General features: G+C 61.8%; 15 protein-coding genes. 7 read left to right on the top strand and 8 right to left on the bottom strand.

Annotated elements, in window-relative coordinates; genetic code table 11:
• Window position 1: 1 nt before the first annotated feature.
• Window positions 2–955 carry a putative 2-dehydropantoate 2-reductase gene (locus BLO80_RS04900; protein ID WP_092327109.1) on the bottom strand — a complete coding sequence of 318 codons (954 nt, stop codon included), beginning with the start codon at window positions 953–955 and terminating at the stop codon, window positions 2–4.
• 266 nt (window positions 956–1,221) lie between these two features.
• Here BLO80_RS04900 and BLO80_RS04905 point away from each other — a divergent pair, with 266 nt between their 5' ends.
• Window positions 1,222–2,298 carry a 3-deoxy-7-phosphoheptulonate synthase gene (locus BLO80_RS04905; RefSeq protein WP_092197632.1) on the top strand — a complete coding sequence of 359 codons (1,077 nt, stop codon included), beginning with the start codon at window positions 1,222–1,224 and terminating at the stop codon, window positions 2,296–2,298.
• A 155-nt stretch (window positions 2,299–2,453) separates the two neighbouring features.
• Here BLO80_RS04905 and BLO80_RS04910 read toward each other — a convergent pair whose 3' ends face one another.
• Window positions 2,454–2,735, bottom strand: a complete 282-nt coding sequence (locus tag BLO80_RS04910; RefSeq protein ID WP_053120470.1) for a GNAT family N-acetyltransferase — start codon at window positions 2,733–2,735, stop codon at window positions 2,454–2,456.
• 633 nt (window positions 2,736–3,368) lie between these two features.
• On the opposite strand from BLO80_RS04910, the gene oprI reads away from it, so the two are divergent.
• A complete protein-coding gene (oprI, locus tag BLO80_RS04920) occupies window positions 3,369–3,620 on the top strand; it encodes an outer membrane lipoprotei OprI (RefSeq protein WP_003183784.1) in 252 nt (83 codons plus the stop codon).
• Between the two features lie 122 nt (window positions 3,621–3,742).
• Here oprI and BLO80_RS04925 read toward each other — a convergent pair whose 3' ends face one another.
• From BLO80_RS04925 to BLO80_RS04935, 3 genes are all read right to left on the bottom strand, one after another.
• Window positions 3,743–4,714, bottom strand: coding sequence for a L,D-transpeptidase family protein (locus BLO80_RS04925; protein ID WP_092197634.1), 972 nt, complete (start codon window positions 4,712–4,714; stop codon window positions 3,743–3,745).
• A 240-nt stretch (window positions 4,715–4,954) separates the two neighbouring features.
• A complete protein-coding gene (locus BLO80_RS04930) occupies window positions 4,955–5,248 on the bottom strand; it encodes a hypothetical protein (RefSeq protein WP_003199347.1) in 294 nt (97 codons plus the stop codon).
• A gap of 56 nt (window positions 5,249–5,304) precedes the next feature.
• Window positions 5,305–5,910, bottom strand: coding sequence for an arylesterase (locus BLO80_RS04935; protein WP_072408353.1), 606 nt, complete (start codon window positions 5,908–5,910; stop codon window positions 5,305–5,307).
• Window positions 5,911–5,920: 10 nt separating this feature from the next.
• On the opposite strand from BLO80_RS04935, the gene BLO80_RS04940 reads away from it, so the two are divergent.
• The 3 genes from BLO80_RS04940 to greB are packed head-to-tail and all read left to right on the top strand — an operon-like array spanning window position 5,921 to window position 9,640.
• Entirely contained in the window at window positions 5,921–6,604 is a 684-nt protein-coding gene (locus BLO80_RS04940) for an ABC transporter ATP-binding protein (protein WP_060738553.1), read from the top strand.
• The gene (locus BLO80_RS04945; protein ID WP_092327112.1) at window positions 6,604–9,108 is read left to right on the top strand and encodes an ABC transporter permease; all 2,505 of its coding nucleotides are present in this window, start codon (window positions 6,604–6,606) and stop codon (window positions 9,106–9,108) included. Before BLO80_RS04940 ends, BLO80_RS04945 begins: the two co-directional genes overlap by 1 nt.
• Before the next feature lie 34 nt (window positions 9,109–9,142).
• Window positions 9,143–9,640: a transcription elongation factor GreB gene (gene greB / locus BLO80_RS04950; protein ID WP_003199337.1), complete on the top strand. Its 498-nt coding sequence runs from the start codon at window positions 9,143–9,145 to the stop codon at window positions 9,638–9,640.
• A gap of 8 nt (window positions 9,641–9,648) precedes the next feature.
• On the opposite strand, the gene BLO80_RS04955 is transcribed toward greB, so the two are convergent.
• From BLO80_RS04955 to BLO80_RS04965, 3 genes are all read right to left on the bottom strand, one after another.
• Window positions 9,649–9,957 carry a hypothetical protein gene (locus BLO80_RS04955; RefSeq protein WP_092197641.1) on the bottom strand — a complete coding sequence of 103 codons (309 nt, stop codon included), beginning with the start codon at window positions 9,955–9,957 and terminating at the stop codon, window positions 9,649–9,651.
• A gap of 249 nt (window positions 9,958–10,206) precedes the next feature.
• A complete protein-coding gene (locus BLO80_RS04960) occupies window positions 10,207–10,641 on the bottom strand; it encodes a DoxX family protein (protein ID WP_092327113.1) in 435 nt (144 codons plus the stop codon).
• Window positions 10,642–10,742: 101 nt separating this feature from the next.
• Window positions 10,743–12,164, bottom strand: a complete 1,422-nt coding sequence (locus BLO80_RS04965) for an MltF family protein (RefSeq protein ID WP_092327115.1) — start codon at window positions 12,162–12,164, stop codon at window positions 10,743–10,745.
• 235 nt (window positions 12,165–12,399) lie between these two features.
• On the opposite strand from BLO80_RS04965, the gene BLO80_RS04970 reads away from it, so the two are divergent.
• Both BLO80_RS04970 and BLO80_RS04975 read left to right on the top strand, forming a co-directional pair.
• Window positions 12,400–13,206, top strand: coding sequence for a TatD family hydrolase (locus BLO80_RS04970; RefSeq protein WP_092327116.1), 807 nt, complete (start codon window positions 12,400–12,402; stop codon window positions 13,204–13,206).
• A 245-nt stretch (window positions 13,207–13,451) separates the two neighbouring features.
• Window positions 13,452–14,933, top strand: coding sequence for a methyl-accepting chemotaxis protein (locus BLO80_RS04975; RefSeq protein WP_092327118.1), 1,482 nt, complete (start codon window positions 13,452–13,454; stop codon window positions 14,931–14,933).
• Window positions 14,934–14,980: the final 47 nt, after the last annotated feature.

A 14,980-nucleotide genomic window follows, 5' to 3' on the forward strand; every position in this document is an offset into this window, starting at 1 on the left:
CTCAGCGGTTACAGCGATCCATGAACGCCAACGCCTGATACAAAGCTTCGATTTTCGGCAGCTCACACCCGGCCGCTTTCGCCGCCGCCAATGGCCGGCCGTAGATCGCGTCCAGTTCCAGCGCTCGCTTGTGGGAATAATCGTGGTACATGCTCGGCCAGTAATCGGGCATCTTCTCGGTCATCATGAACAGATACTCGGCATAACCCGGTGCGATGTGATGCCCGCAGGCCTGCGCACCGCGGACCACCTCAGCCATCAGCGCCTGGATCAATTCGCGGCTATGATCGTTGGCCATCAACGGCGTGGTACTGGCGCCCAACAAAACCGAAAGACCGTTGTATGGCACATTCCACACCAGCTTCTGCCAGCGGGCCTGTTGCAAGCCAGGCATGGCCTGGGCCTCGATACCGGCGCTGCGGAACAACGTCGCCGCCTCTTCGACGATCGCCATGCGTTGCGCCTGATCGGCACAGGGACCGCTGTGATAACCGACGTTGACCGCGCCAAGTGCCTGGTGGGCGATGACGCCAGGACCGATGCGATGCACGCAGATCAGGCACAGGCCACCCAGCAGATGCAGCGAATCGGGCAACAACGGTCGAAGATCGTCCTCTACGTCCAGGCCGTTCTGCAGCAACAGGACTTTTGCCCCGTCAGCGGCAGCCTGGGCAATGGCCGGCGCCAGGTCGGCATTGCTGGTGGTCTTGGCGCCGACCAGCAGCCAGTCACAGGGCGGCATATCGGCTGCCGAACGATAGGCCTGGACAGGATCGAGGGCCAGCGCGCCATGGACCGCGCTGTCGATTCGCAAACCGGCTTCAGCCACGGCAGCAAACGCGCTGCGCAGTAGAAAGTGCACATCAAAACCGGCACGCGCCAGCATCACGCCATAAAACCCGCCAATCGCCCCGGTGCCGATCATCCCGATCCGCGGTTTAACCCCTGCCTGCATCGTTGCAACTCCCCTGGTAAAAGCCCCTGCACACTATCGGCGCGAGCAGCATGGCATGCAATCTTCATTACATCCGCTCACGAATCTGTTGCAGAGCCTCGCCAAGGCCTTTTCCCCAGCCTATAGGGCATTAAACCCGTCCCTGCCCATTGTCGAGCCACCTCGTAACGCGATAAGGTTCGGCTCCCCGACGCGCTTAAAATCCGCTGTGCACCGCCGCGCGGGGATCGCTGGCGGCCGGCACCCGTGACCTGACGAGTAACACGATGGCTGATTTACCGATCAATGACCTTAACGTCGCCTCCAACGAGACCCTCATCACGCCTGACCAGCTCAAGCGCGATATCCCCCTGAGCGACGCTGCCCTGCGCACCGTGACCAAGGGCCGGGAGGTCATTCGCAACATCCTGGACGGCACCGACCATCGCCTGTTCGTGGTCATCGGCCCCTGCTCGATCCATGACATCAAGGCTGCCCACGAATACGCCGAGCGCCTGAAAGTGCTGGCGGCGGAAGTCTCCGACACCTTGTACCTGGTCATGCGCGTGTATTTCGAGAAACCGCGGACCACCGTCGGCTGGAAAGGCCTGATCAACGACCCGTACCTGGATGACTCCTTCAAGATCCAGGACGGCCTGCACATCGGTCGCCAGTTGCTGCTGGACCTGGCGGAAATGGGCCTGCCCACCGCCACCGAAGCCCTGGACCCGATCTCGCCGCAGTACTTGCAGGACCTGATCAGCTGGTCGGCCATCGGCGCGCGCACCACCGAATCCCAGACCCACCGCGAAATGGCCTCCGGCCTGTCGTCGGCGGTGGGCTTCAAGAACGGCACCGACGGCGGTCTCACCGTGGCGATCAACGCCTTGCAGTCGGTTTCCAGCCCGCACCGTTTCCTGGGCATCAACCAGGAAGGTGGCGTGTCGATCGTCACCACCAAGGGCAACGCCTACGGTCATGTGGTGCTGCGCGGTGGCAACGGCAAGCCGAACTACGATTCGGTCAGCGTCGCGCTGTGTGAGCAGGCGCTGAACAAAGCCGGGATCAAGCCAAACATCATGGTCGATTGCAGCCACGCCAACTCCAACAAGGACCCGGCACTGCAACCGTTGGTGATGGAGAACGTGGCCAACCAGATCCTGGAAGGCAACCAGTCGATTATCGGCCTGATGGTCGAAAGCCACTTGAACTGGGGCTGCCAGGCAATCCCGAAAGACCTCGCCGACTTGCAGTACGGCGTCTCCATCACCGATGCCTGCATCGACTGGAGCGCGACCGAGAACACCCTGCGCAGCATGCACGCCAAACTCAAGGACGTGCTGCCGAAGCGGCAGCGTAGTTAAGAGGATCGCAGCCTCGTTTCACTCGACAGCTCCTACACAGCTCTCCTACACATATTTGGGTGGGGATGTAGGAGCTGGCGAAGCCTGCGATCTTTAAGGCATAAAAAAACGCCGGACTTTTCAGTCCGGCGTTTTTTTATGGGGAATCCGTTTTCTCAGAGCTTCGCCGCATGCCGCTGGTGACGCTCCATGTAACGCTCCACGTAGGAGCAGGACGGGATCACCGTGTAGCCCATCTCTTCAGCGTACTGCAGCGCCCTTTCGGTCAGCGCTGCCGCGATGCCCCGGCCGCGCAAGGCGTTGGGCACGAAGGTGCGATAGATATCCAAGGTCTGCTTGCCCAGGTCCATATAGGTCAGATAGGCACGATGACCGTCCACATTGGTCTCGAACTGATGACCAGCCTGGTCATGGTGGATGGTAACCGCCTCGCTCATCACTACTCCTCGCGGGTCTGAATGCCGACCCCTACCTTACCGATGTTTTTCCGGCGAAGGAACATCTACGCCACCCCGTGCCTTCCTGGTCACCGAGCGCCGAAACCGATCCGCTCAAACCCGAGCACGTCGTGAATAGTAGGCACCAATGACGCAAATGCTCAAGGCACGCCTGTCAACGAAGAGGTAAACCTGGTCGGGTTTATCGATTGAGCGCCATCGTCGAGCGGTAGTCGGTCACGGTGCAATAGCTGAACATCGCCAGTTGTTGAGTCTTGAGACGAGCGTGCGTAGTTAAAGTCACCGCCAATACCAATAAAGATGCCTGAGTCGCTGCACAAAAAATGAACAAAAGTTTAGACGAATCAATAAACAACGACGTTAGCGCAGGCTGCAAGAGTTCATCCCTGAACGGAACTTTTCTTCGTCGACGCGCTCCAGACAAGGCCTGAAGCTGCATATTTCTTCAACAGCTCCTGGAAAAGTTGCTCGAAAAAGAATCACCGCCTACAATTTTTTTGCTTCTTGCGCTACGTCAGTTTACTTACTACAAGTAATGGGTAGTATATACGCCGGCTAACTCCTCAGTCTGAGGAGACAGTCACTAATAGAAAGTCCTTGAAGGGGAACACGATGAACAACGTTCTGAAATTCTCTGCTCTGGCCCTGGCCGCAGTTCTGGCTACCGGTTGCAGCAGCGCATCGAAAGAAACCGAAGCACGTCTGACTGCTACCGAAGACGCAGCAGCTCGCTCCCAGGCTCGTGCAGACGAAGCTTACCGTAAAGCTGATGAAGCTCTGGCTGCTGCTCAAAAAGCACAACAGACTGCTGACGAAGCTAACGAGCGTGCTCTGCGCATGCTGGAAAAAGCTAGCCGCAAGTAATAGTCCTTCGGGATTGTTATCGAGCCGACCCATTTTTGGGTCGGCTTTTTATTGTCTGGTGTTTTAGCAGGCGATAAAAAACCCGCCGACATCGCAAAGCGTCGGCGGGTTGCTGTCGAGTTTTACTGCTGCAAGTCGATCGGCGCGCTCGAGACCATCGGCGCCGAGGTATTGGGAACGGCAATTTCCACCGGCAGGCCATCTTCGGCCGCTACCACGTCCCGCACCACGTCCCAGTTCATGCGCAGGTTACTGGTGATGTCTTCGCGCTTGAGCATCGCATTGATCACTGCGGTGTGCTTGTCCACCACCGAGGGGTTGCCCTTGTCGTCCAGTGGCGTATGCGCCTCCAGGTACACCTTGCCACCGCTCAAGCCCAGCTTGTAGGGGTCGTTGATGATCCGCACCGACGTGCCCACCGGCACCATGCTGGCCATTTCCAGTACGTTGTTGTTGAACATCCGGAAGCAACCGTGGCTGGTCCGCATGCCGATACCGAACTTCTTGTTCGAACCATGGATCAGGTAGCCCGGGGTGCCCAGGGTGAACTTGAAAGGGCCCAGCGGGTTATCCGGGCCGGCGGGCACGACATTCGGCAACGGGTCGCCGTCGGCAGCGTGTTCGGCCTTGATCGACGCGGGCGGAGTCCAGGTCGGGTTCGGTGTCTTGGCGATGATGCTGGTGTGGGCGATCGGCGAGCCCCAGCCCTCACGGCCAATCCCCAGCGGGAAGGTGTACACCACGTTCCGCCCCTTGGGGAAATAGTAGAGACGGTACTCGGCCAGGTTGATCACGATGCCCTCGCGCGGGCCCGGCGGCAGGATGAAGCGAGTGGGCAGCACGATCTCGGTGCCAGCGCCCGGCAACCAGGGGTCGACCCCAGGGTTGGCGGCGACCATCTCGCTGTAGCCCAGGTCATAGGTGGTGCCCAGGTCGGCGAAGGTGTCTTCGTATTTGGCCTTGATGACTTGCACCTGGCCAACGATGTCTTCACCCGGTGGCGGCAGAGGCAGCTCGAGTGCGGCAACGGGGCCCGCCATACACAGGGCGGCAAGAGACAGGCAGCGGGCGACGGCAGGCAAGCGCGGCAACATCCGGGAAATCCTTCGCAGATCGAACAAGGGGTATTAAAGCGGCGATTGTACACTGCCACCCGTTATTTCGGGGAGAGCGGCAATGAGCGTCCGATGTGCAGCAGGTTAGAGGACTTTGCAAGCCCCCCTGTGGGAGCGAGCTTGCTCGCGATAGCGGTGGGTCGGCCGGCACCGATGTTGAATGTGCCGCCGTCATCGCGAGCAAGCTCGCTCCCACAAGGGCAGCCTGGAATCCGAGGATTACAACTCGAACCGCAGCTCCGGCCAGATCGGCGAGGTGCCGCGCTTCTGGGATTCCAGGATCGCCCGGCACAGCGAGCACAGGCGATGATCCTGGAAGATCTTGCGATCGACGCTCGACCAGCGCGGCTGGGCCGGCAGCAGGCTACCGCAAAGGGTGCGGTCGGCCGAGCCACCGAGTTCCAGTTGCCGGGTCACCAGATGCACCCGTACTTCCTGGCAGGCGAACAGATCCAACTGCTCGTCAGGCTCGATCAGTTGGTAGGCAAACAGGGACCAGGCGGGACGCGGCATCGGGGGCTCCAAATCGGGGGCGCCACATTAGCCGAAAGCCCGCCTGTAGAAAAGCGTCAGAGCAGCGGTTTTAGCGTAGGCCAGACATTTTCCAGCAACTTGCCCTGGGCCGCGACGGACGGGTGCAATCCGTCGCCTTGCATCATGCCGGGAACACCTCCGATGTCCTTGAGGAAAAACGGCACCAGTGGCACTTTTTTCTCCTCGGCCAGGGTGCTGTAGACCCGGGCGAAGGCATCGGTGTATCGGCGCCCGTAATTGGGCGGCAGTTGCATGCCCAGCAACAACACCTTGGCACCGCTTGCGCGGGAATTGTCGATCATCGCTGCAAGGTTTTGTTGCAATTGTGTTGGCGGCTGCCCGCGCAAGCCGTCGTTGCCACCCAGTTCCAGGATCACCAGGTCCGGTTTATGGGCTGCAAGCAGCGCCGGCAGCCGCGCCTGGCCTCCGGCGCTGGTGTCCCCACTGATGGAGGCATTGACCACTTTATCGTCAAAACCCTCGGCTTTGAGCCGTTGTTCGAGCAACGCTACCCAACCTTGCCGGGTATCCAGGCCGAAAGCCGCGCTGATACTATCGCCAACGATCAGGACTGTACCCGCCGCTGCGTTCTGGACCATGCACATCAAGGCCAGGCCGGCACTCAAAAACCACACACGCATCGGATTCTCCATGGGCTCAAGCATTCTCACCGCGACGGACCTTAGCAAAGTGGTCGCCAGCGCGGAAGGTGAACTGACCATCCTGCACGAACTCAGCCTGGAACTGAACAAAGGCGACAGCCTCGCCATCGTCGGCGCGTCCGGCTCCGGCAAATCCACCCTCTTGGGCCTGCTGGCCGGCCTCGACCTGCCCAGCAGCGGCGAGGTCACACTCGCCGGCCAAGCCCTCAGCGCACTGGATGAAGACCAGCGTGCGCGGATCCGCGCCGAGCATGTCGGTTTCGTTTTCCAGTCGTTCCAGTTGCTCGACAGCCTCAATGCACTGGAAAACGTCATGCTGCCGCTGGAACTGGACGGCCGCAAGGATGCCCGTGAACGCGCCACGCAACTGTTGCAGCGCGTCGGCCTGGGCCAGCGCCTGACCCATTCACCGCGCCAGCTCTCCGGCGGCGAACAGCAGCGGGTGGCGATTGCCCGCGCCTTTGCCGCCGAGCCCGACGTGTTGTTTGCCGACGAACCCACCGGCAATCTCGACAGCCACACCGGCGAGCGCATCAGCGACCTGCTGTTCGAACTGAACAAGGAACGCGGCACGACCCTGGTGCTGGTCACCCATGATGAACGCCTGGCCCATCGCTGCCGGCGCCTGATCCGACTTGAAGCCGGCGAGATGGTCGCCCCTCTGGAGCCTTGATGGCACGCTTGCCGCTGTTGCGCCTGTTCAGTCTCGCTGTCCGTCAATTGCTTCGCGATGCCCGCGCCGGTGAGTTGCGGGTGTTGTTCTTCGCCCTGCTGGTGGCGGTGGCGGCGAGTACCGCCATCGGCTACTTCGGTGCCCGCCTCAACGGCGCGATGATGATGCGCGCCACCGAATTCCTCGGCGCCGACCTGCTGCTCGAAGGCAGCTCGCCGGCCCGCCCGGAGCAGATCCGCAGCGGCACTGAACTGGGCCTGGAACACGCCCGGGTGGTGGAGTTCTCCAGTGTCGTGGCCACCGACAATGGCATCCAGCTGTCCAGCGTCAAGGCGGCCGATGACCGCTACCCATTGCGCGGCGAGCTGAAAAGCAGCCCCGCCCCGTTCGCGCCGGAAGAAACCGGCGGACGTCCGAACCCTGGCGAGGCGTGGGTCGAGGCACGGCTGCTGACGGCACTGGACCTGAAGATCGGCGACAGCATCGACGTTGGCAACCAAACCCTGCGGTTGGCCCGAGTGCTGACCTATGAACCGGATCGCGCCGGCAACTTCTACAGCCTCACCCCGCGCGTGCTGATCAACCTCAAGGACCTGGAAGCCACCGGCGTGGTGCAACCGGGCAGCCGTGTCAGCTATCGCGACCTGTGGCGCGGTCCGGCACCGGCCTTGCAAACCTACCGCGACCTGGTCAAGCCTGGCCTTGAAGCCAACCAGCGCCTGCAGGATGCCCGCGACGGCAACCGTCAGATCGGCGGCGCCCTGGGCAAGGCCGAGCGCTACCTGAACATGGCCAGCCTGGTGGCGGTGTTGCTGTCTGGAGTCGCCGTCGCGCTTTCGGCTAACCGCTTTGCCACCCGACGCTTCGATGCCAGCGCACTGCTGCGCTGCCTGGGCCTTTCACGCCGGGAAACCATGGCACTGTTCAGCCTGCAATTGACGGTGCTGGGCCTGCTCGCCAGTATCAGCGGCGCCCTGCTCGGCTGGCTCGCCCAACTGGGCCTGTTCGCCCTGCTGCATGACCTGCTGCCCACCACCGTTCCACCGGGCGGCCTGCTGCCGGCGATCGCCGGGATCGGCACCGGGCTGGTGGCACTGGCGGGGTTCGCCCTGCCGCCACTGGCTGCGCTGGGGCGAGTGCCACCGTTGCGCGTGCTGCGCCGGGACATGCTGCCGATCCCCTCCAGCTCCTGGGTGATCTACAGTGCCGCACTGGGTGCCCTGGGCCTGATCATGTGGCGCCTGAGCCTGGACCTGGTCCTGACCTTCGCCCTGCTGGGCGGTGGCGTCGTTGCCGCGCTGGTGCTGGGCGGCTTGTTGTTGCTGCTGCTCCAGAGCCTGCGTCGCCTGCTGGCCCGCGCCGCCCTGCCCTGGCGGCTGGGCCTCGGCCAATTGCTGCGCCATCCCTTGGCCGCCGCCGGTCAGGCCTTGGCGTTCGGCCTGATCCTGTTGTCCATGGCGTTGATCGCGCTGCTGCGAGGTGAACTGCTGGACACCTGGCAAAACCAGTTGCCCAAAAACGCGCCGAATTACTTCGCCCTGAACATCCTGCCCAACGACAAACAGGCCTTCACCGACAAACTGCTGGAATTGTCCGCACAATCGGCCCCGCTCTACCCCGTGGTCCCCGGGCGCCTCATCAGCATCAATGGCGAACCGGCCACGGAGTTCGTCACCAAGGACTCGGCGGGTGACCGGGCGCTGCAGCGCGACCTGAGCCTGACCTGGGCCGCGGACCTGCCGGCGGGCAACGTCGTCACGGCAGGGACCTGGTGGTCCCAGCAACCTGCGGACGACGTTCCGGGGGTTTCGGTGGAAGGCAAAGTGGCCGAGAACCTCAAGATCAAGTTGGGCGACCGCCTGGTCTTCAGCGTGGGCGGCGTCAACCGGGAAGCCAAGGTCACCAGCCTGCGGGAAATCAACTGGGACAATTTCCAACCCAACTTCTTCATGATCTTCCAGCCCGGGACATTGAAAGACCTGCCGGCGACCTACCTCACCAGTTTCTACCTGGCGCCGGGCCACGACCAACAGATCGTCGACCTGTCCCGGGCCTTTCCGGCGGTGACGATCCTGCAAGTCGAGGCCCTGCTCGAACAACTGCGCAGCATCCTGGCCCAAGTGACCCTGGCCGTGGAGTACGTGTTGCTGTTCGTGCTGGCGGCGGGAATGGCGGTGTTGTTCTCCGGCCTGCAGGCGACCCTCGACGAACGGATCCGCCAGGGTGCGCTGTTGCGCGCACTGGGCGCCGAACGGCCGCTGCTGGTCAAAGCCCGGCGCATCGAGTTCGGCCTGCTGGGCGCCGTCAGTGGCCTGCTGGCGGCCCTGGGTTCGGAACTGGTAAGCCTGGTGCTTTACCGCTACGCCTTCGACCTGCCCTGGCATCCGCATCCCTGGCTGTTGATATTGCCGCTGCTGGGGGCTTTGTTGATCGGCGCGGCCGGGGTGTTCGGCACCCGTCGGGCACTCAACGCCAGCCCGCTGACAGTATTGCGCGAGGGTTGATAGACTCCCGGCTTCGCTATCACAAGAAGTTGCCATGAGCCGTTATCGCCCACCCCGCACCGCCGGCACCGCGCTGATCACCCCCGAGGGTGAAGCGCGGATGCGCGCTGAATTCCATGAGCTATGGCATGTGCGCCGTCCCCAGGTGACCCAGGCGGTCAGCGAGGCAGCGGCCCAGGGTGATCGTTCGGAAAATGCCGAATACACCTACGGCAAGAAAATGCTGCGGGAAATCGACAGTCGCGTGCGCTTTCTCACCAAGCGCCTCGAAGCGCTCAAAGTGGTCAGTGAAAAACCCAGCGATCCGAACAAGGTATATTTTGGCGCCTGGGTCACGGTTGAAGATGAGGACGGCAAGGAATCGCGCTACCGCATCGTCGGCCCGGACGAGTTGGACCTGAAACAGAACCTGATCAGCATCGACTCGCCGTTGGCACGGGCGCTGATCGGCAAGGCCCTGGACGCCGAGGTCAGCGTCCAGACGCCCACAGGCGAGAAACGGGTCTACATCGTGGATATCGCGTATCCGTGACCCTCACCTCAACGGCGCGTGATCAAACCCTGCCGTGCGACACGGGTCAGTTGCCGGATCATTTCAGGAGCGTGCGCTGCGCTAGGGGACTGGATGACAGCCAGGTCAAAGCTGTCATTGGCAAAACGCGCCAGTGACTCACCGTCTTCGACAAACTGGATCAGGAAAGCGGCAGGCCCATGGTTGCGACGCGGCCAGCCGTCGAGGTAACGCAAGAGTGTTGGCTGGTGAGTGCCGCCCAGGAGAATTTTCGGGTTGCGTTGCACAAGGTTCGCCGTGATCGGCGCAAGACGTACAAGGGGACTGGGTGCGTTCATCGTGTCGTGTCTCTGCCTCGAAAGTCTGCATGGCAGGTGAGAGGCAACACCGAACCAGCGCTTTAGCGGTATTTCGAAGCCGTGTCTTTCCGGCTTCTATCGGCAACGGGAGAGTCACCTGGCGCCCCGCAAGTAGCTGTTTAAATCGGCGCATGAGCGGCATCCTAGAGAAGCTGACCGGCCAGTGTCAAGAATCACTCCCCATAAAAAAGGCCCGTACAAGACGGGCCTTGGGTTCCAACCGTGCACTCAACCCGCGATGGCGCGATCGACCGACAGCTTGCCCGCTCCTTCGATCAGCACGGCCATACTGCCCGCCAGCAATGCCAGGGCGAACTCATAACCGTTGTTGGCCATGAACAAGCCGTTACCGATGTGCACGGCGAAAATCGCCACCAGCGACAGGAAGGCCAGGCCCAGTGCCGCAGGACGCACCAGCAGACCTACGATCAGCGCCAGCCCGGCGAAAAACTCCGTACCGCCCGCCAGTGTCGCCATCATATAGCCCGGGGTCAGACCGATGCTTTCCATCCACTGCGCCGTGCCTGCCAGGCCGTAGCCACCGAACAGGCCAAAGAGTTTCTGCGAGCCGTGGGCGGCAAATATGACACCGACGGCGATGCGCAGGACAGTCAAGCCATAGCCGGCGCGGGTGAACAGAACTTTGTTGATGAGAGTGCTCATGAGGTCATTCCTTGGGAGTAAGTAGAAAGTGGCCGCTATATTAATCAATAAAATTCATGCTAAAAGCGGAAAAAATCCGTAATACCAATCAGTTTATTCGATCACTTACGCAATGCAACCTTTTGCTCCTTCGGTTCCAAGGACTCCCGTTCACGATCAAACGCCAGGTAGTACTTATTCACACTATTAACATAGCTGACGGCGCCCATTCCTACCTGCTCCATGGCAATGCGTTCGACCTGGAAAAACCATTGGTTGGGGTTCAGACCCCGCCGCCGGGCCTCGGCTCGCATGCCTTGGACGCGCTCGGGCCCCATGTTGTAGGCCGCCAGGACGAAGGCCATGCGTTCGCGCTCGTTGAGCTTGGGGCTGGCAAAGAACTTGCGGCGGATGAGGGCCAGGTACTTGGCGCCGGCCTGCACGTTGGCATCCAGGTTCTGGATGTTATCGACCCCTACCCGCTGGGCTGCCGCCGGGGTGATCTGCATCAGGCCGGTGGGGCCTGCACCGCTGCGGGCATTGGGTTGCAGGGCGGATTCCTTGAAAGCCAGGGCCGCCAGGTTGAGCCAGTCCATGCCCTGGGCATCGGCATGTTTTTGCAACACCGGACGCAGGTTTTCCAAGCGTTGGCGGTTGGCCCGGGCCAGCGGATAGTGGACCTGGTACAAACGTCGGTAGATGCGCAGGAACGCCGCGTCCTGGTTGGAGGGCACCTTGTAGGTCATCAGGAATCGGTCGATGCTCGCCCGCAGCATGTCGGCGTCACGGCGAACGAACCAATACTCGTCACCCGGCTCGCCGATCAACACCTGGCGGTCGAAGCGCAGTTTGGGCAGGATCTTGCTCCAGCGCTCGGCAATGGGTTGCTCGACGATGGTCAGATGGAAAATCCCGCCCTGGACCATCTCCAGGACATCTTCCACAGCCAGGGTAGGATCGACCCATTCGATCTTCACCGGCGGCAGCTTGAGCAGCGCCAGTTTCTGATTGATCTGGCTCACGGCATCCCCCGCCGCACTGCCGTTGGGCAGGGCCAGGGTCTTGCCGGAAAGTTGCTCCACCCGCGTGTAACGCTTCTCTCCCTTGATGCCCACCAACAGCAAAGGCACGTCGGTACGGATCGGATTGCTGGCGCTGACGGCATGGCCGGCCTGAGGCTCAAGCAGCTCACCCGGCGCGACGAGGTCGCCCTCCCCGCGCTGCAAGGCACCGAGCAGTTGGTCCTTGGCCTTGGGAATGATCTTGAGGGTAATTTCCTGGCCGTCCCGGGCGTGGCCGTTGAGGTATTGCTCGAAGGCCCGCAGCCGATGGTATTCGACGCCAATGGGTTGCCCCTGGACTTCACCGGAGCTGTTGCGGCTCTGGTTGACCAAAACCTTCAACACACGGCTGCTGCGGATCTGCGCCAGGTCGCGCACCGTGCCCGGCGCCGCCGCCTGCACCGGCCCGGGCAGCCGTGCTTCGGCCGGTATCGGCAACAGCAGCGAACAACACAACAGTAACCATACCTGGGGACGTGTCATCCACTCTCCGGAAGGAACACTGCGGACCGCCTCCGTGAAAAACGAGGCTGAGTCGACAGAAACAGAGCGCCTGGGACGCTGAAAAAGTGCGGAAGACTGGCACAGTGATGGCTTTTATACCAACCCTATGTGTCTCGCGGCCTTAACAGACAGCCTCAACTCATTGTAGTTCTTGGCTTTTCTTATAAATCTACAGCTCTGATATGCTTTCCGGCCTTTGGGCCGAGGTAGCACCATGCAACTCATCGATATCGGCGTCAACCTGACCAACCCCAGTTTCACCGAAAAACACCAGGCGGTGCTCGAGCGTGCCTATGCATCCGGGGTCTGCCAACTGGTCCTGACCGGCACCAGCATCGAGGGCAGCGAACAGGCCCTGGAGTTGTGCCAACACCTCGACGAGACCGGGGAACGACTGTTTTCCACCGCTGGCATTCACCCCCACAGCGCCAGCGAGTGGACCGCCGATAGCGCCCGGCACCTCAAGGACCTGCTGATGCACAGCCGCGTGCGCGCGGTGGGTGAATGCGGGCTGGATTTCAACCGAGACTTCTCGCCCCGCCCCCAGCAGGAAAAGGTCCTGGAGGAACACCTCGCCCTGGCGGTCCAGCTGCAATTACCGGTCTTCCTGCATGAGCGCGACGCCGACCAGCGCTTGCTGGACATCCTCCGGGAGTTTCGCGATCAATTGCCGGCGGCTGTGGTGCACTGTTTCACCGGGGAAAAAAAGGCATTGTTCAACTACCTCGATCTCGACCTGCACATTGGTATCACTGGCTGGATCTGCGACGAACGCCGGGGCACGCACCTGCACCCATTGGTGCGCGAAATACCCCGCGGCCGACTGATGCTCGAAAGCGACGCGCCCTACCTGCTACCCCGCACGCTACGGCCCAAACCCAAGAACGGGCGCAACGAGCCGGCCTACCTGACGGAAGTCCTGCGTGAAGTGGCCTTGCACCGGGGCGAAACCCAGGAAGACCTGGCAGCCCATAGCAGCGCCTGCGCCCGGGCGTTCTTTGGGTTGCCCACGATCTCCTGAACCCTGCAAATCCCTGTGGGAGCGAGCTTGCTCGCGATAGTGGCGCACCAGCTTGCTGATTGGCTGACTGACACACCGCTATCGCGAGCAAGCTCGCTCCCACAAGAGGACTTCATTGTCTGTTGGGCCACATAAAACCCTGGGACTCTGTTGTCTGTTGACCCACATCAAAACCCCGGCACCTGAATAGCGGCAGAATAATGGCACCTTGCCAATGCTGTTTCCGCTATCAGAGAAAACCTTCCATGGGTGCCTGGCTTAGCAATATCTCGTTGAAATACAAATTCTGGGCGGTCAATGCGGTCGCCTTTATCACCACCTTGCTGCTGGTGCTCTACGCGGTGCACCTCGAACAGCAAGCGCGCAACCATGCAGCCCAGGCAAACGCCCAGGCCCAAGCACAGGTGCTCAATGCCTGGCCTGCCGGGCAACCCTTGCCCAGGGCTGACGATCTCTTGGCCTTCCGGCGCGACCAGGTTCCGGTGTTCAACGAACGACCGTTGCCTTCGCTGGCTCAGGCCGATGGCTGGGTCGAACTCGATGCCGGGCCGCTGCTTGGCGACGATCCGTTGCTGGGTGCCCAAGTGATCCGTCGAGATGACGGACAGTCACTCGCGGTGTTGGCCCGAGGTGTAAGCCTGAGCCAAGTGTTCGGTGAACGCTTCAGCCAATACGCCATGGCCGTGTTCGTGCTGATGCTGGCAATGTTGGGCGCGTCGCAGCTGTTGATCCGCTTTTTGCTCAGCCAGCTCAACACGCTCAAAGACGTGATGCTGCATGTGGAAAAAACCGGCGACCTGTCCGCCCGCGTGCCGCTGGCCTGCGAGGACGAAGTGGGCCAGATGGCGGCGGCGTTCAACGCCATGCAGGCCGGCTATCAACGGGTGGTCGACACCGTCGCCAGCACTGCCCGGCAGTTGGACAGTGGTGCGGCGCGCCTGGCGTCGAGCATGAACGATGTTCGCCACGGCATGCTCGGCCAGCAAAGCGAAACCGATCAGGCAGCCACGGCGATCAACGAAATGTCCGCCACGGTTTATCACATCGCCCAGCACGCCGGCGCCACCCGCGACCTGTCGAAAACCGCCGACACCCTGGCCGGCAACGGTCACGAAGTGGTTGGTCGGGTGCAACTGTCGATCACCGGATTGTCGTCGGGGGTGCAGCAGACTGCCGAAATGATCCAGCGCCTGGCCGAAGACAGTCAGAAGATCAACGGCGTGGTCAATGTGATCCACAGCATCGCCGAGCAAACCAATCTGCTGGCCCTGAACGCGGCCATCGAAGCGGCGCGGGCCGGGGAAATGGGCCGAGGTTTTGCCGTGGTGGCCGACGAGGTGCGCAACCTGGCCAAGCGGGTACAGGCCTCCACGGATGAAATCACCCTCATGGTCGCGGCCCTGCAAGCCGGCACCCGGGATGCGGTGGACTTCATGCAGGAGAGTTCGCTCAAGGCCGACGATTGCGTGCAACAGGCCCGCGAGGCCGGCGACGCGCTGGCACAGATCACCGCAGCGGTGGCCCAAATGCGCGAGAGCAACACCCAGATCGCGGTCGCGGCCGAGCAACAAAGCCACGTCGCCGAGGAAATGAACCGGGCGGTGGTGAGCATTCGCGACGTGACCGAAAACACCGTGCGCCAAACCGTCGATTCAGCCACCACCAGCGATGAATTGGCAACGTTGGCGGGCGAGTTGAGCAAGGCGATCGGGCAGCTCAAACTGTGAGGACGCCTTCGCGAGCAAGCTCGCTCCCACATGGGAGCGAGTCGGAC

It is taken from the genome of Pseudomonas sp. NFACC56-3 (assembly GCF_900100025.1).
GTDB classification, from domain to species: domain Bacteria; phylum Pseudomonadota; class Gammaproteobacteria; order Pseudomonadales; family Pseudomonadaceae; genus Aquipseudomonas; species Aquipseudomonas fluorescens_AA.

What these genes read in the sequence shown, in the direction of transcription:
- BLO80_RS04900 (WP_092327109.1), bottom strand. Translation starts at nt 955, where the DNA reads ATGCAGGCAGGGGTTAAACCGCGGATCGGGATGATCGGCACCGGGGCG.
- BLO80_RS04905 (WP_092197632.1), top strand. Translation starts at nt 1,222, where the DNA reads ATGGCTGATTTACCGATCAATGACCTTAACGTCGCCTCCAACGAGACC.
- BLO80_RS04910 (WP_053120470.1), bottom strand. Translation starts at nt 2,735, where the DNA reads ATGAGCGAGGCGGTTACCATCCACCATGACCAGGCTGGTCATCAGTTC.
- oprI (WP_003183784.1), top strand. Translation starts at nt 3,369, where the DNA reads ATGAACAACGTTCTGAAATTCTCTGCTCTGGCCCTGGCCGCAGTTCTG.
- BLO80_RS04925 (WP_092197634.1), bottom strand. Translation starts at nt 4,714, where the DNA reads ATGTTGCCGCGCTTGCCTGCCGTCGCCCGCTGCCTGTCTCTTGCCGCC.
- BLO80_RS04930 (WP_003199347.1), bottom strand. Translation starts at nt 5,248, where the DNA reads ATGCCGCGTCCCGCCTGGTCCCTGTTTGCCTACCAACTGATCGAGCCT.
- BLO80_RS04935 (WP_072408353.1), bottom strand. Translation starts at nt 5,910, where the DNA reads ATGCGTGTGTGGTTTTTGAGTGCCGGCCTGGCCTTGATGTGCATGGTC.
- BLO80_RS04940 (WP_060738553.1), top strand. Translation starts at nt 5,921, where the DNA reads ATGGGCTCAAGCATTCTCACCGCGACGGACCTTAGCAAAGTGGTCGCC.
- BLO80_RS04945 (WP_092327112.1), top strand. Translation starts at nt 6,604, where the DNA reads ATGGCACGCTTGCCGCTGTTGCGCCTGTTCAGTCTCGCTGTCCGTCAA.
- greB (WP_003199337.1), top strand. Translation starts at nt 9,143, where the DNA reads ATGAGCCGTTATCGCCCACCCCGCACCGCCGGCACCGCGCTGATCACC.
- BLO80_RS04955 (WP_092197641.1), bottom strand. Translation starts at nt 9,957, where the DNA reads ATGAACGCACCCAGTCCCCTTGTACGTCTTGCGCCGATCACGGCGAAC.
- BLO80_RS04960 (WP_092327113.1), bottom strand. Translation starts at nt 10,641, where the DNA reads ATGAGCACTCTCATCAACAAAGTTCTGTTCACCCGCGCCGGCTATGGC.
- BLO80_RS04965 (WP_092327115.1), bottom strand. Translation starts at nt 12,164, where the DNA reads ATGACACGTCCCCAGGTATGGTTACTGTTGTGTTGTTCGCTGCTGTTG.
- BLO80_RS04970 (WP_092327116.1), top strand. Translation starts at nt 12,400, where the DNA reads ATGCAACTCATCGATATCGGCGTCAACCTGACCAACCCCAGTTTCACC.
- BLO80_RS04975 (WP_092327118.1), top strand. Translation starts at nt 13,452, where the DNA reads ATGGGTGCCTGGCTTAGCAATATCTCGTTGAAATACAAATTCTGGGCG.